This is a genomic window from Microcoleus sp. S13_B4 (assembly GCF_036700885.1).
GTDB lineage: Bacteria > Cyanobacteriota > Cyanobacteriia > Cyanobacteriales > Microcoleaceae > Microcoleus.
In genome coordinates this window covers 56,693-79,433 of the sequence record NZ_JAUBPU010000009.1, presented here as the reverse complement: position 1 = coordinate 79,433, position 22,741 = coordinate 56,693, and the positions used below count along the sequence as shown (strand labels likewise).

The window sequence follows — 22,741 nt, the reverse complement described above, 5'->3', positions numbered from 1 at the left end:
TTGGTAAGGTCAGAAGACAGTGGAATATGGCGATAGATCCCTGGGTAAGTCAGACCAATTACAACCGTTCTTGAGTTGATAAAGTATGCCATCGAGAATTTGTCGCTTTGTCCACACTGGTGGTCGAGTTTTTTTCTTCTGGGGCAGTAATGGCTCGATAATTTCCCACTCTTTGTCGCTGACATCGCTGGAATAACCCATTTTCAGCCCTGACCTGTTTGATTTGATCTAGATATTGCCGATTTTACTCGCTCGCCCAAAAGATGTCAAATGGGTTCTATAGGCTAAAAAAGCGACAGCAGTATTTAAGGGTACGGCTCCTTTGTAAATTCGGCGTTGGGCATCGAAAGATTCTTCCTGTTTAATTTCAGCCCCAATATCACGCCCTTGTCCCTTGGTTATTGCTCTACTACTGGCGGCTTTTGCTCCTTAGTCTCAGTTGAGATTCCCAGATAAATCGCTCTGTGTTACTTCGACTACGACACAGATATTTCCAGGTGTCTAAGTCGGTGTCCATTGCTAACCCCATTACGATATAAGATTTTAGTGGCAGAATATGATTGAGGGCAGATTGGGAGATAAATGCCAAATTTATTTTGAAATTCTATTCAGCAATAATTGGTTGTCCTTTAGTAAGCAGTACCCATTCTTTTATTGAACTTGGTAGGCAAGGAATTTGGCTTGTTTTTATCAGGAATGCTTTTATTTCTTTGTCTTCATAAAATCCTCGAAAAGTGATACTTTTAAGTGCAAGAGCAGAGTCTCTTTCACTAGCATCTAATTGACAAATATGTGTCAGATCAGCAACTATTTCTAGCTCATCTACTAAAGCATAATAAAGTTTAGGAAAACGCATTTGTATTAAGAGAATTTTGGCAAGATTATGCCGTTTTCCTTGAGAAAGCGTGTTTACTGCGTCAGGATAATTAGCAATAGCAGAAAGTACCCAAAAAGCATTGATAAAACGCTTTATTCGGCGTGGATTACATTTTGTTCCTTCTACTAATAGTGTACGAATTATTGGATCATTATGATAACCCAAAGTTTTCTCATAGGGATCTAATAACGACAAAGCATTATCAGTATCTATGCCACGCATGACAAAAGGTAATTGAATAATTTTTTCTAGGTATTCCTTACCAGAGAGACGTTGATTATCTTTGTAACGGTGTCTGATTCCTTCTTCAATAATGCTACTTTCTGTACCAATAACAAAAATACAATTCGCTCGATCTAAATATAGTTTAAGTGCTTCCATCACTGTAATAGCATTTTCTGGTAAACAGCGATCCAAATCATCAATGAAAACTATTAGATGTTTATCTTCTCCTCCAACATATTTTTTGACTAATTCATTAAATTTATATTCAAATTTATTAATGAAATCGAATTGTGGATCTACTGCACATAAAGGAGTAAATGCTTTAACCAATGTATTTACATCTTCTTCTTTGACAATACCTCCGGGCACAAAGCGTGTAAATACCTTAGCTGCATACTTAGCTAATTCAATAGAAACATCGCCAATTTGATTGAGAAGTTCTTCACTATTCTGTCTACTTTTAACTTCTGGATCTTCTTTCATTGTGTAAAATATTTGCTGAATTAATGCATTCCAGATCACCTCTTTACCATCATATTTCCAAGCATTGAACCAAACTGTTTTGACATTATCGTTATTTAAACGATTTTGAACCATTCTCATCAGAGTAGTTTTTCCACATCCCCATTCGCCGAATATACCAATAGTAAAGGGAGGTTCTGGCATATCGCGGATGACATTATAAATAATGTTATCCATTCCGTCAAAGCCAAGTATATCTGATGGGCTAGGATTATCACTGAGTAGTTGCATGGGTTTAATCTCAAGTTTTTATTTATGTTTATGAACAAATCACTCTAAATCTAAGATTATGAATTATTTTTAGGTTTTACAAAAATAAATACTGAACTGAAAAAGAGTATACCACCAATAATTGTTAATAGCCATGTTACAACATTTCCAAAAATCCTTAAAAATGAAATTGTAGCGATTATAGTCGCAAAGGGCAAGCTATATACGAGAGGCATTATAATTCGGTCACGAGATTTATTTGCCAACATTTTATCATATTCTTGTTGTATTGAACTACTCATATAATTTAATCCTCTTTTTCTTAGATCAAGTTCTCGTTTTGTTTTGTTTAAGGAAATACGAATTCCATTACTTAGCCATATTAATGATAACACTAAGGATATAATTGAGAATATTATGGGAGATTTAATAAAATCAATTACTAATACAAAATTTGATAATAATGCTCCTCCAAAAAAACTAAATACTAACCCTAAATAAATTACACCTATAGTTACACTTATAAATTTAATCTTGCTGTCTTCATCGTTTTTAAATGACCAATAATTTAATAACGATGCTCCGACAAGTGCAATTATATCCCATAGTAAAGGGTGGGAGAAAAATAAGATTATAGATGCTAATAATTCAGGTTTTTTTGATACAGATACCACAAGAGCAATGCTAGTTATTATTCCGAGAATAATGTATTTTAAATATTCTTTGTTTACTTGAAGTGGTTTTCTATAAAATTGGTAACTACTTTTTGAATCCAAAAATAAGAGGTTTATAAATCTTTTTGCCCTATAACCAAATTCTGATTCAAGTAATTCTATAAATCTTTCTTTTCCTCTATAACCAAAAGCAGATTCAAGCAAGTCTATAAATCTTTCTTTTCTTCTATAACCAAATTTTGATTCAAGTAATTCTATAAATCTTTCTTGTTCCCGAAATCCAAATTCTGATTCAAGTAATTCTATAAATGTTTCCCTTCCTCTATAACCAAAAGCAGATTCAAGGACTTCAAAGAATATTTGTGTTTCCCTGGTAGATAAAAATCTTTGTATTTCTCTACTTTCAAAATTAGTTTTAGATTGTTGTCTTCTTGGAAAATTAATTTTTTCAACCGCGTCGTGAAATATTCTCATAGTATTCTCAAATTGTTGTTGATGCTTCCCCTCAACTCCTATCTGAGTTTTTCTAATTTCTTCCAATTCTTTAAGATTTTGAATATATCCTTGAAATTGCTTTTCTAGTGTCTGAAACTCAGAAAAAAGAGCTTCCATAATAGCTTGCTTTTGTTTTAATAAATTTTCACTTTCTTTTTCTTTATTAAATTCATCAGTCTTAGATAAAGAAGCTAAAGTCTCTTTAATGGAAATTTTTAATAACTCTATTAGTTTCAAAAAGTGAACTTTAAAATTAGCTGATTTATAAAATATTAAATAATGATCTATAGTTATGATTTCTGAGATTCTTTCTTGTACTTCTGGTGCTATATAACCGCAAAATACTAATATAACTTTAGCTCTGGGATATTTTTGATTAATAATTTTGGTACTTTCCAGTAAATATTGTATATTACTTTCACTAAAAATAGATTGCGAGAAAATTTGAAGAAAGGCAATAGGACTTTCTAAATCAGGAATAACTATATATTGATAATGTATTTTCTTTATAATAATTGAGTTTTTATCAAATTTAAGATAACTATCTCTGAAAAAGTTTGTAATTTCTTTAATAACTGTCTGATGCTCAAAATATATATTTAAAGATATTGCAATTTTCTTTACTATTTCTTCTGAAATAAGAACTTGATTGAGTTGTGCTTCTTCAAAAGTATTGTAAGCTAAATCGAGAATTTGACTAATATTACCATTAGTCAGCAATAGCATTCTTAAAACAGCTTCTTCAGTATAAGGATAAATATCTTCATAGCTTATAAAACTTTTAACTTCATCTGAAGAAGAAATAAACATCTTCATTAAATTAAGTACCTCATCCGAAGTTAAATTAGAAAGTTCTATGCACTGAATACGATTTTTTAAATTTTTAGATAAGATATCCCAAACATCTGTTATAGCAGACAAACATAAAAAGCAATTGTTAGTTACAAAAACTTCTGCTAGAGATTTCAAAATACCTATATTAGCGGATTTTATTTCATCAGTAGTATCTATTAACAAATTTTCTACTTCGTCAAGATATAGTAATAAAGGTCGCTGAATTTGATCACAAACTGTTACCCAAAAAATGAGAGAAGTTTGAGCAATACTTATATCATCAATATGATGTTTAATTCCTAATTTACGTAAAGTATCATCAGGTAGTTTTTTACCTAAAAACCAGTCATAAACATCATGTCCTAACAGTGGATCTGACAGATAGGATATAGCTTGAATAAAATTATCATTATGAGTAATTCTTCGTACAAAACTTAAATGAATTTCAGTGATTTCTGATGCAGGAATTATAGATTTATTGAGATATGAATAAAGCAAGTTAGGATTTTGTTTCAGAATATTTACAGCCTCTATTGTAATTTCATTTTTTTCAGCTTCTTTTTGAAAAATTTGACTTAGCCAAATAGTATTTATTTCTTGTAATGTTTGATAATTAATTTGAGCCATAATGCGACGATAAAGACTCAAGAAGTCACTTGATCCAGCTTTAATATAAATTTGTTGAATATCGTGATTATATTCCCAAGCAGTTTTCATTAAACAACTTATTAAATGAGTTTTTCCACAGCCATTATATCCTTTAATTCCTATTACTTTTCCTACTTTAAATTCTTTGTTTAAATAGGATTTTAATTGCTTCTGGGCTTGTTGAATCGGTTGACGATCAAGCGTTTTTAATCTTATATCTCTTAATTGATCCAGGTTACTTATCGTTTCCAAATTAACAAATACTTGTTTAGGGAAAGGTTGATCCAAAGGATACTTAACGTTATTTTCATTAGTCATAATTGTTAGAAGTTCATTATCTTGGGTTAAAGTAATCCATTGCAGCTTTAATTATTCTGTCTCGTGATATAATCAATGATTCACTATTACAATGAAAATCCGATTTAGAGTTGACTATTTCAATATGATTATTAAAAGCTTCAGTAATAATTTTAACTACACCCTTAAACGGCATAGGGTTTTCAAAAACTAATTTCAGTCCATCTTCATCAAAAGGGTGTTCTTTATTATCTTCGCAGCATTTTTCCCAACGCCAACAAATAAAATTTATTACATCTTGTAAATTTAGTTTGGTTAAACTAACGGAAAATCCGTCTATATTACCTTTTGAATGTTCTTGAATAAATTGTTGATAAACTTCTGAGCTTGTAGTGGTATAAATAATGACATCAGCACTACTAAATACTTCAGAGGCAATGTGAACTTGTTGATAGTTATTGATGTTTTCTATTTTAACAATAGGTATTATATCTTGGCTATTAAGAATAGGCTTAGATTCACTAAATATATAGTTATATGCTCGTTGTGTCCCTGGTGCTTTATTATATAAAACTTGTTCTCTATAATCTTTTTTAAGATCTCCATATTCTTCTGTAAATTTTTTTCCAAGTAACTTGTTTAAGTAAGTGCATAATTCTTTTAATAAATCTTGAATAGGCTCAATATCATGCTCATTTTTAACAATGGTTTCGATTAAAGTAATTTGTTTTAAATTAATTTTTTTAGCTTCGCAAAAACGCCAGATAATATAATTAACAACAGACGTTCGACCAGAACCATCAAAACCACATATTAGGATACAGTTACTTTTAGCTAAATTTCCAGGCTTAGTGAACCAATTATCAATAAATGATACTTGTCTCCCAAAACCTTCAACCTTAGCATATAATAAAGTTAAATCTTCACAGTTGCTTGGAAATAGTTCTTCGCCAAACTCTGGTGCAAAAGGATTTTTTTGTAGACCATATAAATTATTTAAGAGCTCATTATTCATCTGTGAGAATCTAAGATATAGTGAAAAAAGTTGTCAATCAAATACAAATAAGATACTACTCCCTTCAGGAGCTTTAACAAATTAATTTAACAAAACTTTATACTCAATCTCATTAAGTCCCCCCACTGTGCAATCACCTCCAACATGACATTAAAAAGCGATCGCCACATCCCCCACTCGTGATAAAAATCCCGCTTATTGACAATAATACAACCTAAAACTCTTGATATTAGATTCAGAAATAATAACCATTGTCCCTTATTGACAATAAAAAGAGGCAATTTTCGACTACTCATTATCTCCCCCTCAAGTGATATTTAACTCCCCTTGTGATAATCGATTTTTTGAAACCCTTATCGAGTAAAGCTTTCAATCCCTGACTACTCAGCCAATCTATAGAACCCATTTTGGATCTATGACTTTGCCAGCCGTTTGAGCATCAGCCGGATAAAGCACAGCTTGATTTTAGCGGCCGCATGTTCCAGCGTCCGCTCAAAATTCTTGACCAAACTCTTACACCGTTCCATCCAAGCATTCGACCGTTCTCTTCCCCCAACGAGTCGGAATGACGACAAATCCCGTCTTTGCTTGCGCCTGCTTCTGCGTCTTGGTCGGCTTGGGAGCCAATTCAAACTGAATTCGGGTCATAATCTGCGGATAAATCTGCTCTAGCGCGGAGGTCAGCACGGCTGGATGATACCCGTTGTCAAGCAGAATTGTCATCTTGGGCTGGTCGTCGGGTTGATCCTTAAAGTATATCGATGTGGTTGGTCAGCATCTCAATTAATCCTTGGTCATCGGACACGTTGGCTTTGGTACAGTGGATGAAGAACGGGAATCCTAGAGTATCGACGGCCAGATGCCGTTTGATGCCATTGGTGGCTTTGTAGAAGCAAAACCCTTTCGATTCAACACTGGCCGTGCAGGTGTTCTTTACTGCTTGCGAGTCAATCAGGAGCGGTTGTCCAGCACGGTTTTTTTTTGCGTGTTGCCGGACTCTCCCATGCAAAGCCGTCATGATTGGGTCTAGGGCTCCTGCCGTCCGCCACTGTTTGTAGTGCCAAAATACGGTGGAATAGGGTGGTAAGTCTTGAGGTAAGTCACACCAGTTGCACCCGTTCTTCAGTTGATACAATACTCCATCCAGGATTTGTCGTTTTGACCATCGCGGCGATCGGGTGCGCTTCTTCGCTCGGCAACAATGGCTCAATGATTTCCCACTCTCGGTTAGTTAAGCTGCTCGAATACGACATTTCTGATTCACGGTATCTGCTAATACTAAGATACCAAATGGGTTCTATACAACCAATTAAAATTATCTGCCTTTTATCTGCCTTTTATCTGCGATCGCAACAACCTATGAATTATGTTCCCGAAAATGCTTTGATCGTGCAAAGCGATCGATCGATCTTACTAGAAGTTCATGCTCCCACAGCACAACAGGCGCGAGAAGCGATCGCCCCCTTTGCCGAATTAATCAAAAGTCCCGAACACATCCACACCTATCGCATCACGCCCCTCAGTGTATGGAATGCGCGGGCGGCGGGAATGCCAGTTGAAGAGGCGATCGCAGCTTTGCGAAAGTATGCCAAGTATGCCATTCCTGAGTCTGTAGCGCAGGAAATTGAACTGTTGGGGGCGCGGTATGGATTAACTCTAATTGAAAGAATCGATGCGGCTAGCCCCGATTTACAACTGCGAATTGCCGATTTTCCCCTAGCGGAATTGCTGGTACGGGACGATCGCGTCAAACCAATGTTGGGCAAGCGCATCTCGGATCTTTGCTTTCAAGTCGATGCCGGGAATCGCGGCGTACTCAAGCAAGCTTTACTAGCGGTGGGCTATCCGGCAGAAGATTTGGCTGGATATGTGGAGGGTGCCGAATTAGGGATTTCTTTGCGCGATCGTACTTTAGGGGACTTGCCCTTTAAGTTGCGTGCTTATCAACAAGAAGCAGCAGAGGCATTCTATCAGGACGGGCAGGTAAAAGGTGGAAGTGGCACGATCGTCCTACCGTGCGGGGCTGGTAAAACCATAGTCGGGATGTTAGCGATGAGTTTGGTAAAGCAAAAGACACTCATCCTCACCAGCAGTTTGACTTCAGTGCACCAGTGGCGCAGGGAAATATTAGACAAAACGAGTTTAACTGAGGATGCGATCGCTGAGTACAGCAGTGTCACCAAACAGACGGCTGCTGTCACCCTATCGACTTACCAAATGCTAAGTTATCGATCGAATAAAGATGATGAATTCCCGCATTTCGAGTTGTTTAACGCCGAATCGTGGGGACTGATTATTTATGATGAAGTCCATCTATTACCTGCACCGATATTTCGGATCACCGCTGAATTACAAGCACGACGCAGGTTAGGTTTAACTGCGACATTGATTCGCGAAGACGGGAAGGAAGGCGATGTATTCACGTTGATTGGGCCCAAGCGCTATGACGTACCTTGGCGCGAATTGGAAGGACAGGGATTTATTGCCACTGCGAATTGTACGGAAATCCGGGTTGCTCAAAATGAGGCGGAAAAAATGGAATATGCCCTAGCGCCCCGCCGCAGCCAGTTTCGGATTGCTGCGGAAAATCCGGGTAAGTTGGATGTGGTGCAAGGTTTGTTGCAAAAGGAGGCGGGACACCGTATTTTAATTATTGGTGAGTATCTCGAACAGTTGGATGCGATCGCCAAAATTACCGAATTGCCTCTGATTACGGGGAAGACAAAACAGGCAGATCGCGATCGGTTATACGAAGCATTCCGTCACAAAGAGATTCCCGGATTAATTCTATCTCGCGTGGGCAATTTTGCCGTCGATTTACCCGATGCCGATGTGTTAATTCAAGTATCGGGAAAGTATGGTTCTCGCCAAGAAGAAGCGCAGCGCCTCGGACGAATTCTCCGCCCCAAACCCGACGGACACAATGCCAGCTTTTATACATTAGTATCGCTACAAACTTGCGAGGAAGATTTTGCCCGACACCGCCAACTATTCCTCACCGAACAGGGCTACAACTATCGCATAGAAGTTCAAAAAGATGTTTAGTCAGCGATCGATAAATTCTTGGTAAAACTGCTCATGCAAACCTAAGAAATTATCCATCCCCTCCTTTGTCAGATACCCGCTGTTCTTACCAGTGTGCGGTTTTTTTACGTAGCTATAAATTACTTTTGAAACATTAGGATTATCGCTCCACCTAATGTTGAACGCTGCATACGTGGGGAAAAAGGTCATTTCTGCATAAGCATCAATGTGGTCATGTATCCACCATGCCAATGCTGTCCAATCTTGAGTGCGATCGTAGTAAGGGATGAATGATGTAACAACAATACATACTGTTGCTCCCATATACCCATCTGAATCTTTTACGTCCCAGATATGTTCTGCATAGTTGGCCTCATTACTGGCACAGTTGTACTGATTTTTATTCTCTGCTCCTTTGGCGTTCACCGCACAAGAACGATAGGCTGAGCGGATACTAATCCGACCAAGCGCATCTTGAATTGGTTCAAGCACCCTCTCACACAAATTCTTTCCTGCTGCGATCGCCAAATCAGGATCGCTAGGAATGTTAGGGATACCTTCAATTTGAGAGATTTCTGAATAAAGAAACTCACGCATGAAAAAACTCTTAGAGAGTTGAACCCGTCCTAGCTCTTCCAAAGCTTTAACAGTTTGTGGCTTTCTCATAGATTGAACTACAGCAATTAGAGGTGAATAGCTTAATGTTAAACACTGGCAGATAATTTAGAAGCATTGTTGCAGCCAAAAGCGAAGCCAGCTAACTGCTAATTGTACCGCAGATGCGTTATATTACATGATAAAGTCTAAAAATATTGTTATGCAGTATTTCCGTAAAAAACCTGGTTTCTGCGTCCAGGAGTATCAATGATGAAATTCAATCTAAAAAGCAACAAGTGCAGAATGTCTGACAACCATCCGAATTATACCTCCTAACATCCTGCTACACTATTAATAACCGCATCCTCACCCACATTTATGTTCGCAAACGCAATCCTCGCTATCGCTCCCTACATCTCAGGAGTGCTCTCACCCATCGCCAGAGATATCGGCTACAAACTAGGAGAAGCCTTCGGCAATAACTCTCAAAAGTACCGAGATATTCTGATTCCCGCTCCCAATAACTCATCTGATTCGACTGAGATAGAGCGAGCAAAACAGCGTTATTGTCAAGAAATGCTGGAATACGCGAAGGCGAAAGACACCAGAAACCGGGAATTGTTAAAGCTAACAGTAGCACAAACGGCACGTCGCATTGAGTTGCAGGAACAGGAACAGCAGGATAGAGTGAAGCTGGCAGCCTTGCAGCGGGATTTGATGCGGGAATTGCAAGCAAAGGATATTCAGGTCAAGCTGGCTGAAATTCAAACAATTTGGGATAAAGATACTTGGTTCTCTAAGTTAAATCGAGAGGAAACTAAGCAGATTTTACTTCAGCAGCAACATCGCCTCTTAATCTTACTATCACCGCCCAAAATTAGCAAGCAATGCCCGGAAACCTTCTGTGAAGATTTGCCAATTGAGATGAGAAGTGTGGGAGATTTTCTTAGACAGCATTATCCTCAACAGGATGTGTTACGCCCAGTTAAGTTTTATAGCGACTATTTCAATGAGTCTATCGGTGATATTGATGTGGAACGCTTGCAGCGAATTTTATCTCCGGTTCCGACTACAATTTTATATAGCGATATCAGCGACTATGCAGTAACTTTTCGCGTCGGCTTTTGGGGATTCCTGAGTAATCAGGAAGTCTCCCTGTTTTCTACCAAAGTTTTTGACTGGGAAGAGGCAAAAGATGCACTTTTAGCATCTGGGGTAAGTGAGAAAAAAGCCCTCCGCATGATTCGGCAGTTGATTGTAGCGATTCACAAGTTACTGGCTGGATTTTTGGCAGATTTGTATTATCTCAATATTGACCCTGGCTATGAACCTTTGTTATTTAATTTAAAGGATGAATTGGCTGAATATGGATTAGCAGAAGAGTGGGTAAAACCTTATTTTGATATTCTTCAGGATATTCAGCGGCGACAGGGAGAACAGTATGAACAGGAGTTGAAAAAGCTGATTGAGCAAGTAGAAGCGGAACGTCAATCTCAAGAGGCTGCCAAAGCTGAAGCAAAACGCCAACAACAAATAGAAGAAGCTGCCAAATGTGAAGTAAAAAGCCCACAACAAATAGAAGAAAAAATCCTTAGAAAAACTCACTCCTTCAAATGTGTAAAAACTATTAATGGCGTAGGTATGCCATCTGTTGATTGCGTAGTTATTAGTCCAGATGGCAAGACTTTTGCTAGTAACAGCAGTGGAAATTGCAGCAAACTTTGGAATTTGCATACAGGAGAGGTAATTCGTACTTTCTCTGGGCATTCAGTTGCGGTTTATTGCGTTGGTATTAACCCTCATGGAAAAATTTTAGCTACTGGAAGTTATGACAGAACAATTAAGCTGTGGAATCTAGAAACTGGACAAGAGATTACCACTCTCAAGGGTCACTCAAGTTTAATTCGGTCTCTTGCTTTTAGTCCAGATGGAGAAACTCTTGCTAGTGGCAGTCAAGACAATAGTATCAAACTGTGGAATCTGAAAAACGGGCAGGAAATTCGCACTCTCACTGGACATTCATACTCGCTTTGGTCTGTCGCTATCAGCCCGGATGGAAACACTCTGGTTAGTGGCAGTTATGACAATACTATCAAGGTTTGGAATCTGAAAACCAGACAGGGATTTCGCACTCTCACAGGCCATTCACAGTCGGTTTTTTCCGTTGTCATCAGCCCGGATGGACAATTTATTGCTAGTGGTGGTGGAGACAACAATATCAAGCTTTGGCCTCTGAAAACCGGAGAGCTAACTCACACTCTCACGGGGCATTCACAGTCGGTTTTTTCCGTTGTCATCAGCCCGGATGGACAAATTATTGCTAGTGGTAGTGGAGACAACACTATCAAGCTTTGGAATCTGAAAACACAGGAAATTCACACTCTCACAGGGCATTCAGCCCAGGTTAATTCGGTCAGTTTTAGCCCGGATGGAAACACTCTGGTTAGTGGCAGTAATGATGGGAGTATCAAGATTTGGCGGTGTGAGGGGTGAAGTAAGAGGGAAAGATAAAAATTAGGGCAGGATTTGCAAACAGGGAACTACAAAACTTGACTGCGTGAGAAATAAACCGATAAACGCTTAGGGAAAGTAATTGAAATGTCAGAAACAATTAATTTTGAGCAAGCAGTGTTAGATAATCTGCGACAGTTGCCAAGGGAGAAACAACAAGAAGTGCTCGACTTTGCACAATTCCTCGTGCAAAAAGCTGATCAAAAAAAGCAGTTACCCAGCGAAAGTTCTGAGTCTAACAGTTCGTCAACAACCGCACCTACTCTCAAGCTATCACTTAGAGAAATTGCTAGCCTGCCAATAGCAGAACGTCATAAAATACTAGCACCATTTATACCTGCTACAGCCGAAGAAGATTTTTTGACATATCCTGAATTAACCGAGTTTTCGGTACTCGATCGCGAAGACTGGGAGACTGAGTATCACTGTTAACTCAAAACGAGGAGAGGTTTGGCTGGTACAACTTTATCCAACCCGAGGACAAGAAATTTAGAAAACACGTCCTGCGGTTGTGATTAGTTCGGAAATGTTTAGTTTTATCCCCACGCGGATTATAATTCCTGTGGCTAAATTGCCACCTAAATTTTAAAGTCGCCCTTTTATGATTCTGATTCAGCTAACAGAAGAAAACTGTTGAAACGCAGACTCAGCAGGGAAGGTTTTGCAGGTGCGGAGTGTAACTACTGAGCGATTTGTCAGATGTATCGGAAAAGTTTCTGAAACGGTTGTGCAAGAATTAGTAATAAGCTTAATTATCTGTGTTGATTATCCTCCATAAAACTAGGAATGTCGATCGCCCGAATTAGCTTTCTGAACATAAAACACACCAGAGGCTAGTCCATAGTTTGGGTTGCACTGGATTCAGGTCAACAGTGGCAAACCATTATCTAGTGGCGTTTCCTCCCTCAACCCAAACCTACCAAACTTACCGAACTATCAGCCCACTTCCAGCTTCAAAATTTACTATCCCGCAGGATGTTGATTTATTCCCACGGATCGGATTTTTTTGTGACACAATAGATTTTAGTATAAATCTATGTGAGGATTGTTCATGGCCCGTTTTAATCAAATCGTTGTCCTTAGCGCCATCAGCCTTATAGCTTTGGCTGGTTGCGACAGCGCTAAGGAAGCTTCCACTCCGCAAACTTCATCCGCCCCAGTTCCTGCTGCTACTGCTGTAAAAACTGAGAAACCAGCATCGCAGGGAAACTATGCAGAATTGAGTGGTGTGGTGTCCAGTACCAAAGCAGCAGTTCAGGCTGGAAACTTTGCCAAAGCCAAAACCGAATTTAACAAATTTGAGAATGCCTGGAAGAAAGTAGAAGACGGTATCAAAGCTAAAGCTCCTAAAAGCTACGATGCAGTTGAAGAGACTACAGACAAAGTAATGGCCGACCTCAAAAAGTCTAAGCCCAGTAAAGACCAAGTGCTGACTCAATTGCAGTCGCTGGAAAAGACTATCAGTAGCATTCCTAAGTCTTAAATTTCAGTGGTGAGTGCTTGATTCTACAGTCTGAGACGCAGAAACCGAATTTTTTAACTCTTGTAATTGGTTCAAACCTTGAAGAAAAGTTAAAATATCCGGTTTCTGTGCCTCGGAGTGCGTAAGTCCTGTGAGAATTATGCGATCGCAGTTACTCAGAAACAAGCACTCAACGCTCGCTCCTTATATAACCTAAGTATTCCAAAAATTTCAACCACTATGAAGAGAGCATTTCGCAAATACCACCGCATTCTAGGCCTTATTGTTGCTTTGCCGATCGCGCTGACTGTCTTGACTGGAATGGTCATAACCATTGTCCGAGAGTGGCCGCTCGGTATAGAAATTTCATCTAGATTTTTGTTAAAAATTCATACAGGCGAAATCTTTCACCTGCAAGCAATTTACCCGATTTTGAACGGATTGGGAATGATAGGCTTGTTAGTGACGGGTTTAAGTATGTCTGGTTTGTTTGGCAGGAAAAAGCAGCCCACCTCCAACGATTAAAACTAAAGTTAAGGGGATTGGCGGTTGAGACCGATCCTACACAAACAAACTCGACATCCGCAGACTATAAGATAGCACACTAAGATATAGAGGGGTATTTAAGCCGAATGTAATATTACTCAAAATTTCCCTCTTCTAAAGCGCCATCCGACAAAGTATATTCATCTTCAAAAACTTCTGACCACGCAAGTGAGGTTAATTGACATTTTTTACCCATTTCATCCTGGGCATCTTTCAGCGCAACTTTAAAACATTTCTCCCAGATAGACTCAATAAAATCACGATTTAAACTCGGCATTTCTTCTTGACTTTCTTCTATCTCTCGCCGCGCCGAACGAATACTAATAGCCCAGCTAGCCGTTCGTTTTTCAGGTTGATTTTTCCATTTAATAATATGAAGCATTAAACGAATTAACTGGCTTTTTAATGCTCGTTTTTCGGTTCTTCCCATTGCTTCAATTAAAGATTCTAAACCTGCCGTTGCTTCCATAGATTTTCCTTCTTTGAGAAGTGTCTGGACTGTGACAGCCGTTTGATAATGAGAACACACTGCTAACCAGTCCCAATCTTGTTTAGTCAGCATTGCCCTATCCTTTAAATTGCCTATATTCCTAAATTTATCATAGCGATCGCCCTCAACTCTCCCCTCCCAGGCCCCAACCCCGCACAATACTTAATAAAAACTTTACAAAACTTACCCGATCGCCCAACATGGGTTAGAGTTATCCTATAAAATCCAGCAATCCTGCAAAGCGTCAACCTTCTCGTCACTTATCCAGTGGTTCGATGACTCAAACCCAAAGCACTAAAACCGCCACCCCAACTGCAATTTATTCCTTGACAATTGCTCCCGCCTGTGTATTGCGGGGTCGATCGGCCATCGCACAAGCCGGAGATGTGATCGCCCGTTTCGGAAAGCGGCCGCTAATCGTCGGCGGCAGCAACTCCCTCGCCGCCGCCCAACCGTACCTGCAACCAATCCTCGAACAGCAGCAGTTAAAATCCGCCGAAACAGCATATGGCAAGGATTGCAGCGAAATCAGCCTCGAAACCCTCCGCGAAGCCGTCCAAACCCATCAAGCCGACTTCATCATCGGTGTCGGCGGCGGCAAAGCCTTAGACGCAGCCAAACTCGTCGCCCATCAGTGCAAAATCCCGATCGTCACAATACCCACCTCAGCAGCCACCTGTGCCGCTTGGACAGCCCTTTCTAACATTTATTCAGAACAAGGTGCATTCCAATACGATGTCACATTAGCCAGATGTCCCGATTTATTAATACTCGACTACGGCTTAATTCAAACCGCACCACAGCGGACATTAGTAGCAGGAATTGGAGATGCGATCGCCAAATGGTACGAAGCATCAGTCAGCAGCGGACACTCCGAACAAACCCTGATAATTTCCGCCGTCCAACAAGCTAGAATACTGCGCGATATATTATTCCAAAAATCCGCCGCCGCCCTCAAAGAACCCGGTAGCGAAACCTGGCAAGAAGTCACAGATGCCGCCGTATTGCTAGCAGGAGTAATCGGCGGAATTGGCGGTGCCCAATGTCGCACCGTCGCCGCCCACGCCGTCCACAACGGCCTAACTCATCTATTAGCAAGTCACGGCACATTGCACGGCGAAAAAGTCGCCTACGGCATTTTAGTACAACTGCGACTAGAAGAAATGCTGCAAAACAATCAACTCGCCGCTAGCGCCAGACAGCAACTGCTAAAATTCTACGCCGAGATTGGATTGCCCCAAACTTTAGAAAACCTCGGACTCGGAGACATTACCATAGCAGAATTGCAGCGCGCCGCTGACATAGCCTGCAATCCCAATTCCGACATCCACAGACTGCCTTTTAAAGTCGTTCCCCAACAATTAATGGCAGCGATGGTTTCTACCACCGCACCTGTGGGAGAATTAAAGATTAAGAATTAAAACAGTTTGTAGTAAGGACTAAAGTCCTGAAAAGGCTGTGCTAGCAAGGACGAAAGTCCTTACTACAAACCAGGAAAACTGACAACTGACACAAAATAAATGACCTTGGATTGGATTAGCCCTGCTGACAGGTTGCAAAAACTACCGCCCTACGTATTTGCCCGTCTCGACGAACTCAAAGCCCGCGCCCGCGAACAAGGACTCGATTTAATAGACTTAGGAATGGGAAACCCCGACGGGGCGACTCCTCAACCAGTAGTAGAAGCGGCTGTCGCAGCCATCCAAAATTCTGCCAATCACGGCTATCCACCCTTTGAAGGAACTGCCAGTTTCCGCCGTACTATTACTAAATGGTACAGCCGCCGCTACAACGTTGAACTCGATCCAGAAAGCGAAGCATTGCCTTTGTTGGGTTCTAAAGAAGGTTTAGCACATTTTGCGATCGCCTATATCAATCCCGGCGACTTAATATTAGTACCAAGTCCTGCTTATCCCGTATTATTTCGGGGGCCAATCATTGCCGGTGCAAAAGTTCACAACATCATCCTCAAACCAGAAAACGACTGGGTAATTGACTTAGCCGACATTCCCGACAGCGTAGCCGAACAAGCCAAAATACTCTATTTCAATTATCCCAGCAATCCGACTGGAGCAACTGCACCCCGCGAATTTTACAAAGATATTGTTGCTTTCGCACACAAACATCAAATCTTGCTGGTTCACGACTTGTGTTATGCCGAATTAGCCTTTGACGGCTATCAACCGACAAGTTTATTAGAAATTCCCGGCGGTAAAGAAATCGGTGTCGAATTTCACACGATGTCCAAAACCTACAATATGGCCGGCTGGCGCGTCGGTTTTGTAGTAGGAAATAGCAAAATTATTCAAGGTTTGCGGACATTAAAAACTAACCTAGATTACGGTATATTTTCCGCTTTGCAAACAGCAGCAGAAACAGCACTGCAATTGCCGGACAGTTACTTGCACGAAGTGCAGAATCGTTACAGGACTCGGCGTGATTTCATGGTGGAAGGATTGGCAGAGTTAGGGTGGAATATTCCTAAACCTCTGGCTGCAATGTATCTTTGGGTTCCCTGCACTCGCGGCATGAGTTCGACTGATTTTGCCCTCAATGTTTTGCAGCAAACGGGTGTTGTGGTGACTCCTGGCAATGCTTTTGGGCCGGGTGGCGAAGGATATGTGAGAATTAGTTTAATTGCAGATTGCGATCGACTGGGAGAAGCATTGCGGCGAATGAAACAAGCAAATATTCGATATTAGTCATTAGTCATTAGTCAGTAGTTATTGGTTATTTTTGGGTTGTTAGTTGTTATTGGTTATTTGTTGGTGATAATAACCAATTCTCAACTGACAACTGACAACTGACTATAACGTTTTAATTTGCTGAATCACCCAGTCAAAAGTTTGCATAACTTGGTTGAGGGCCGATTCATCTTGTAAAGTAAACAAAGCCAGACTCGGCGACCTTCTCTCACCCGGTTCTATAGGCAGCGACAGACCGATCGAACTCAGCTTACTTCTCAATTCCAGCCAATTTTGTTCCCCATTAAACGGCGGCTGGGAACCATAATTATGAGCAGAAATCTCCATTCTGCCAGCAATATCTACAGTGAATAACTGATAGGGTTTTCTTCCCCTGTGAGGCAATTGGGCGGCGAAACCGCCGTAGGCATCCCCCGTTCCCCACTGGATTTGAACTTCTGGTTCTTGACTTTTTGCCCACAGGTAAATTGCTCTTGCCATTTGCGCCTCGTCCGCGCCTCGTCTAGCTTTGATTTCCGCAAAAAATGAAGATTCATCCCAACGCCTTCTTTCGCGCGTTGCGCTGGATTTTTTCTGCTGTGCTTCCGCTGTCTGACCGATCACTCTGGGAACCAGCGTTTTCAAACCGTCTTCACTTACATACTGCTTAATTTCCAGGGCCAAAACTTCAACCGGGTCCATTTGTTCGTTGAGAAATTCCACAACTCGGCGCATTTCAGCGGAAATCTCGTCAGCTACAAACACTAAGCGAACTTTACCCGCTTGCAAATTAGTTTTAACCTTCTGCCAAAATCTTTCTTCATTAGCATCCGCACCGAGAAACTCTTCAAAAATCTGTTCGGGATCGCGACCCCGATCGCGACAATTAGCTTCAAACAGAGCAATAATTGAATCGATCGGCCAGTAAAACAACGCATTAGCAGCATAGTCGATCGACTGACCCAAAACTTTTTGCCGCAGTTCGGCATTCGGAGTTCGCCGCACATCCACCAAAGTAGGAACGGCATTTTGGTCGAGAAACAAATGATCCAGCGACCACTGTACCGCAGTTTCCTCATCGCTGGGCATTGCTGCTTCCCGCGAAATTAACAGCCACCTCCGCGCCGTCGCCCGATCGATTTGATCTCCCGCGATCAAATTGGGATAAGTTACTAGCAAGTCTTGTAACTGGTCTTCCGAGTCGTAGGGCTGTTCCATCATTTCTACCAGCCTGTCGTCGTCCTGAATCAGATAAATACCTCCAGCCATGCCAGCCCACCTACTTAATTTTAGATTTTAGATTTTAGATTTTAGATTTTAGATTTCAGGCTTAGTTATTAGTCTTCATTCTTCAGTCCGCAGCCAATAACTTCTGAAGGCGGAAGGCATTGGTCAGAATGCAATAAAAACTTTAAATTCAATAATTTTTATTGTTTGTTAATTCAACAAAAAATTATTTCTGACTAATGACTGATGACTAATAACTAATGACTAATGACTAATGACTGATGACTGATGACTAATGACTAATACAACCAGTAAATACTCGCTGTGCCGGCCCGGTCATGTAAATCCGCCCAGAAACTTCTGCCCATTCGATTTCCAAAACGCCGCCGGGGAGTTCAACCGCAGTTGCCCGATCGCACTTCCCTACCAACACTCCAGCTACCACAGCAGCGCAAGCACCAGTCCCACAAGCTAGAGTAACACCCGCGCCTCTTTCCCACACCCGCATTTTTACATAGTCTGAACGTATCACTTGAATAAATTCGGTATTGGTACGCTGCGGGAATGCTTGGTTGTGCTCAAACATAGGCCCGACACTTTCTAAAGCAACAGCCGCAACATCCTCTACAAAAGTAATGCAGTGAGGATTGCCCATGCTGACGCAGGTAACAGACCAAGATTTATCAGCAACTTCGATCGGCACATCTATAACTTTCGCATCCGGTGCAGCCAAAGTTGTCGGAATTTCCGCAGCCAGTAGCCGGGGAACTCCCATATCCACCTTAACCTGACCGTCCGATCGCAATTCCGGGGTAATCACACCCGCCAGAGTGTGGATGCGGTACTGAGTTTTCGCCTCTGACCCTTCCAAATCCGCGATAAACTTAGCCAAACAGCGAATCCCGTTGCCGCACATTTCCGGTTCCGAACCGTCGGAGTTAAAAATCCGCATCGTATAGTCAGTATCGTTTTGACCCGGAAGAGCAAATATCACACCGTCTGCGCCAATCCCGAAATGTCGATCGCACAAATCCACAGCTTGTTCTGGCGCGATCGCAGGTTCTGACGAGTGGCGGTTGTCAATCAGAATAAAATCATTTCCCAGTCCGTGATACTTCGCAAACTCGATCGGCATAAAAACAAACCTCTTTTGGTTAAAACGGATTAGATAATTTGATGACCCAATTACCCATTTCCTAGTATTATAAAACTTTATACAATTTATAGTCCTTTCTAGTCAAATATCAACAAATATAATTTTTATAACTCTACAGGGATATCTAATTAATGCTGATGTCAATGGCTCAATGAATATCGGTAGAAAAGTAACCGTCAATGGGTTTCTCTGTCATCGGGTACAGGCACTTGGAATTGTGGCAGTAAGGTTTAAACGGTATAAACACAAGAATATGGTTTAAGGTAATATTTGACTATATTTTTCGGAACTATGTCTGAATTTGAAACCGGATTGCCCAGCGTTCGCTTAATACAAAGCTACATCAAAGACAAACAACAGGTGGAGATCAAACTCCTGACCGGCGACTTAATAGCTGGCAGAATTTTTTGGCAGGATAATAGCTGCATTTGCCTCCTAGATCCCTCAGAAACACAAATTCTGATCTCGCGGCCAGCAATTGCTTATCTCAAACCCAACGGCTGAGGAGACGGGGAGAGTGGGAGAGGGGCAGGGCTGTTTCATTCTCACCAAAAACATGAATTTTGTAGGGTAGTGCCAAGAGTGCCTATCCCCGACCTAGACGATTCGATCGACAGATCAGACCAAGAGGGCCGGCAGGGGGGCACGGCCCCTAGGTCGAATGAAACAGCCCTGGAAAGAGAGGGAGATTGGTAGAGGGGAAAAATCTTCCCTCTTCCCTCTTCCCTCTTCCCTCTTCCTTCCCTAATCGCTAAACAGCTTTTCGCTGACTTGGACCTTGACCAAAGGCAGCTTTAAAGCTGGTTGCGGCATCGGTGGTGAGGCCGTCCGCTGCATCAAGCCGAGCTCGTAGAAGCCGCCGCACAGCAGCAAACGATCGCCTTCTTGCAAATTCGTAGTTCCGTCTGGCCAGCGAGTAAATTTCCCTTCCCGGCGGATGGCCCGCACCTGCACCCCGTACTGGGTCAGCAAATCTACCTCTGACAGTTTTTTGCCCGCCCAAGGGCTGTTTGCTGGCAGCCTCAGCCACTGACAAGAACTGTCGCCCTGCGGCACTGCAACTTCCCCCTTCGCCAGCAACTCAAAACTGATGAGTTCTTCCGGTTCTCCCACTACAAAAAGTCGATCGCCCGACTGCAAAGCTGTCTTGCCGTTGGGATAATCAATTTCCTCGCCATCTTTGCGGACGATCGCCATCACACTGACCCCTGTCAACTGCCGCAAGTTAGTTTCTTCCAGAGTCATACTGGCGATGGGAGAACCTAACGGCAAGTTGTACCACTCGCTGTTCATATCTCGAACCGCCACTTTCAAATCCCGCGAAATCGCCAAAGGTTCGCGCGGTGGCCGCAATTCCAGATAGCGGCTGCTGCGAATTTGCTGTACATCCCGCCCGATCGCCATTGCCGAGAGTCCCATGCCAGCCAGCAAGTGGGAAGACAGTTCTAAACTGGCTTCAAACTCGGGCTGCACGACTTCCCATGCCCCCAGTTGGTAAAGCAGTTCGATGTCTTTATCTTGGTTCGCGCACACCACAATATCCAAATCCGGGACTAATTCTAAAGCCCGCTTCAGACACAAGCGAGTGCTCATGGGATCGGGAAGGGCGATCGCCATGGCTTTTGCCCGTTCCACCCGGGCGGCTTCCAATACGTGCAAGCTGGCAGCATTCCCGTAAATGTAAGGAATTCCTTGCACTCTACACTCTTGAATTCTACTTTCTGACTCGTCGATCACCACAACTGAACAGTTGCGGCTTTGCAGCATTTTGACTAAAATTCTACCGACTCGCCCGTAGCCGCAAACCACAACATAATTTTGTTCCGGCAAAGTTTCAGCTATTGCCACAGGTTGAGATGTTTCGTCAAAATAGCGCTGCAAAGGCCCGAAATTTTCCGCCCATTTCAATAACTGTGGCACGCTTCTCAATACAAAGGGAGTCAGGACGAGGGTGACTGCTGTCGTTCCTAAAATTAATAGGTAAACGTTCCGCGAAACCAGCCCCATAACTTGGCCGGAACTAGCGAGTACAAAGGAGAATTCTCCTATTTGAGCTAAGCCCAAACCTGTGATTAATGCTGTTTTTAGCGGATAGCCAAATAGTCTGACGATCGGCGCTATAATCAAACATTTGCCGACAAATACTAGAAATACCAGTCCCAGAATTAATTCTAGATGGTTCCACAAAAACATCGGGTCAATTAACATTCCGATGGTGACAAAAAATAAGGATGCAAAAATATCTCGCAAAGGCTCGACATAAGTGAGAGTTTGGTCGGCATATTCAACCTCTGAAATCATCAAACCCGCCACAAATGCGCCCATCTCGATCGAAAAACCCAAATATTCTGTCAGCAGTGCAATCCCTAAAGCCAAAACCACAACTCCCAGTAAAAACAGTTCCCGGCTTTCTGTTTTAGCCAGGTAGCGTAGCAACTGCGGTACGATCCAAATGCCCGCGAGTACAGCACCCGCAGCAAATAACCCGATCCGCAGCAGGGCCCACGCTACCGTCATGCCGATCGCTTCTGCTGGCTGATTGAGTGCCGGCAAAACTGCTAACATTAGCCCCAAAGCCAAATCTTGAACTACTAATATTCCCAGCATCACTTGACCGTGGGAAGTACCGCCTTCATTGCGTTCCATCAAGCACTTGAGTACAACTGCTGTCGAAGAAAGCGACAGAATCGCTCCTAAAAACACGCCTTGAGCGGGCGATTCTACCCAGCCTACAGCCAAGGAAATTGCAGTAGTAATGGCGATCGTCAGCACAATTTGCAAGCCCCCCCCGCCCAAACTAATCGCTTTAACTTTCTGGAGTTCGGCGAAGGAAAATTCCACTCCCAAGGCAAACAACAGAAAGGCAACCCCGAATTCAGCCAGGGTGTCTACCTGAATTAATTCTTTAATCAGTCCCAAACCGGCCGGCCCCACTACGATCCCTCCCAGGAGATAGCCGAGAATTACCGGCTGTCGCAATAACGATGCAAAGAGTCCTCCTGCTGCGGCAGCAGCGAGAACTAGAACTAAGTCAACGATCAGTCGGAAGTCTTCTTGCACAACTTTATGAAAAAAGTATAAAGTTATATTATAGTCTCTAATGTGTTGACTATGTTTGCGTCGTTGACTGTAGTTGGGGAGCCAAGGCAACTGCAACTAGAGAACGAGGTATTTTCTGATACCAAAGAGTTTCACACCTCACCAAAAGCTTAACCTCTTGCAAGTTGATCGAGGCATTGGGGCTTGA

Annotated in this window: 20 protein-coding genes; 8 read left to right on the top strand and 12 right to left on the bottom strand. The window is 41.9% G+C overall.

The window, feature by feature from the left end:
* Positions 1 to 9 precede the first annotated feature (9 nt).
* From QT994_RS08040 to QT994_RS08010, 7 genes are all read right to left on the bottom strand, one after another.
* Complete coding sequence (locus QT994_RS08040) at positions 10 to 201, bottom strand: transposase (RefSeq protein ID WP_333173251.1); 192 nt, start codon at positions 199 to 201, stop codon at positions 10 to 12.
* A gap of 403 nt (positions 202 to 604) precedes the next feature.
* Positions 605 to 1,855, bottom strand: coding sequence for a P-loop NTPase fold protein (locus QT994_RS08035; protein WP_333173248.1), 1,251 nt, complete (start codon positions 1,853 to 1,855; stop codon positions 605 to 607).
* 56 nt (positions 1,856 to 1,911) lie between these two features.
* Entirely contained in the window at positions 1,912 to 4,803 is a 2,892-nt protein-coding gene (locus QT994_RS08030; protein WP_333173245.1) for a hypothetical protein, read from the bottom strand.
* Between the two features lie 16 nt (positions 4,804 to 4,819).
* Entirely contained in the window at positions 4,820 to 5,797 is a 978-nt protein-coding gene (locus tag QT994_RS08025) for a hypothetical protein (RefSeq protein WP_333173242.1), read from the bottom strand.
* Positions 5,798 to 6,310: 513 nt separating this feature from the next.
* Positions 6,311 to 6,520, bottom strand: coding sequence for a hypothetical protein (locus QT994_RS08020; protein ID WP_333173239.1), 210 nt, complete (start codon positions 6,518 to 6,520; stop codon positions 6,311 to 6,313).
* Positions 6,521 to 6,545: 25 nt separating this feature from the next.
* On the bottom strand, positions 6,546 to 6,932 hold the full coding sequence (locus QT994_RS08015) for a transposase (protein WP_445243881.1): 387 nt from the start codon (positions 6,930 to 6,932) through the stop codon (positions 6,546 to 6,548).
* Positions 6,898 to 7,050 (bottom strand): hypothetical protein, encoded by a 153-nt coding sequence (locus QT994_RS08010; RefSeq protein WP_333173234.1) that lies wholly within the window; start codon positions 7,048 to 7,050, stop codon positions 6,898 to 6,900. Before QT994_RS08010 ends, QT994_RS08015 begins: the two co-directional genes overlap by 35 nt.
* Positions 7,051 to 7,087: 37 nt before the next feature.
* Between QT994_RS08010 and QT994_RS08005 the strand changes: the two genes are divergently transcribed.
* Positions 7,088 to 8,842 carry a DNA repair helicase XPB gene (locus QT994_RS08005; RefSeq protein WP_333173231.1) on the top strand — a complete coding sequence of 585 codons (1,755 nt, stop codon included), beginning with the start codon at positions 7,088 to 7,090 and terminating at the stop codon, positions 8,840 to 8,842.
* Here the strand turns inward: QT994_RS08005 and QT994_RS08000 are convergent, their stop codons facing one another.
* Positions 8,843 to 9,487, bottom strand: a complete 645-nt coding sequence (locus QT994_RS08000) for a peptidase M15 (protein WP_333173228.1) — start codon at positions 9,485 to 9,487, stop codon at positions 8,843 to 8,845.
* Between the two features lie 309 nt (positions 9,488 to 9,796).
* Between QT994_RS08000 and QT994_RS07995 the strand changes: the two genes are divergently transcribed.
* The 4 genes from QT994_RS07995 (at position 9,797) to QT994_RS07980 (ending at position 13,916) form a co-directional block, all read left to right on the top strand.
* Positions 9,797 to 11,911, top strand: a complete 2,115-nt coding sequence (locus QT994_RS07995) for a WD40 domain-containing protein (protein WP_333173227.1) — start codon at positions 9,797 to 9,799, stop codon at positions 11,909 to 11,911.
* Positions 11,912 to 12,016: 105 nt separating this feature from the next.
* A complete protein-coding gene (locus tag QT994_RS07990; protein ID WP_333173225.1) occupies positions 12,017 to 12,361 on the top strand; it encodes a DUF2281 domain-containing protein in 345 nt (114 codons plus the stop codon).
* 619 nt (positions 12,362 to 12,980) lie between these two features.
* Positions 12,981 to 13,412 (top strand): hypothetical protein, encoded by a 432-nt coding sequence (locus tag QT994_RS07985; RefSeq protein ID WP_333173223.1) that lies wholly within the window; start codon positions 12,981 to 12,983, stop codon positions 13,410 to 13,412.
* Positions 13,413 to 13,631: 219 nt separating this feature from the next.
* On the top strand, positions 13,632 to 13,916 hold the full coding sequence (locus QT994_RS07980) for a peptidase (RefSeq protein ID WP_333066063.1): 285 nt from the start codon (positions 13,632 to 13,634) through the stop codon (positions 13,914 to 13,916).
* A 115-nt stretch (positions 13,917 to 14,031) separates the two neighbouring features.
* On the opposite strand, the gene QT994_RS07975 is transcribed toward QT994_RS07980, so the two are convergent.
* Entirely contained in the window at positions 14,032 to 14,499 is a 468-nt protein-coding gene (locus tag QT994_RS07975) for a DUF29 domain-containing protein (protein WP_333173221.1), read from the bottom strand.
* Positions 14,500 to 14,702: 203 nt separating this feature from the next.
* Between QT994_RS07975 and QT994_RS07970 the strand changes: the two genes are divergently transcribed.
* Both QT994_RS07970 and QT994_RS07965 read left to right on the top strand, forming a co-directional pair.
* On the top strand, positions 14,703 to 15,848 hold the full coding sequence (locus tag QT994_RS07970) for an iron-containing alcohol dehydrogenase family protein (protein WP_333173218.1): 1,146 nt from the start codon (positions 14,703 to 14,705) through the stop codon (positions 15,846 to 15,848).
* Between the two features lie 99 nt (positions 15,849 to 15,947).
* Complete coding sequence (locus tag QT994_RS07965) at positions 15,948 to 17,129, top strand: aspartate aminotransferase (protein ID WP_333173217.1); 1,182 nt, start codon at positions 15,948 to 15,950, stop codon at positions 17,127 to 17,129.
* 105 nt (positions 17,130 to 17,234) lie between these two features.
* Here QT994_RS07965 and QT994_RS07960 read toward each other — a convergent pair whose 3' ends face one another.
* The gene (locus QT994_RS07960) at positions 17,235 to 18,380 is read right to left on the bottom strand and encodes a hypothetical protein (RefSeq protein ID WP_333173214.1); all 1,146 of its coding nucleotides are present in this window, start codon (positions 18,378 to 18,380) and stop codon (positions 17,235 to 17,237) included.
* Positions 18,381 to 18,630: 250 nt separating this feature from the next.
* A complete protein-coding gene (dapF, locus tag QT994_RS07955; RefSeq protein WP_333173211.1) occupies positions 18,631 to 19,473 on the bottom strand; it encodes a diaminopimelate epimerase in 843 nt (280 codons plus the stop codon).
* A 312-nt stretch (positions 19,474 to 19,785) separates the two neighbouring features.
* Between dapF and QT994_RS07950 the strand changes: the two genes are divergently transcribed.
* Positions 19,786 to 19,998 (top strand): Hfq-related RNA-binding protein, encoded by a 213-nt coding sequence (locus tag QT994_RS07950; protein ID WP_333173210.1) that lies wholly within the window; start codon positions 19,786 to 19,788, stop codon positions 19,996 to 19,998.
* 240 nt (positions 19,999 to 20,238) lie between these two features.
* On the opposite strand, the gene QT994_RS07945 is transcribed toward QT994_RS07950, so the two are convergent.
* Entirely contained in the window at positions 20,239 to 22,554 is a 2,316-nt protein-coding gene (locus QT994_RS07945; protein WP_333173207.1) for a cation:proton antiporter domain-containing protein, read from the bottom strand.
* Positions 22,555 to 22,741: the final 187 nt, after the last annotated feature.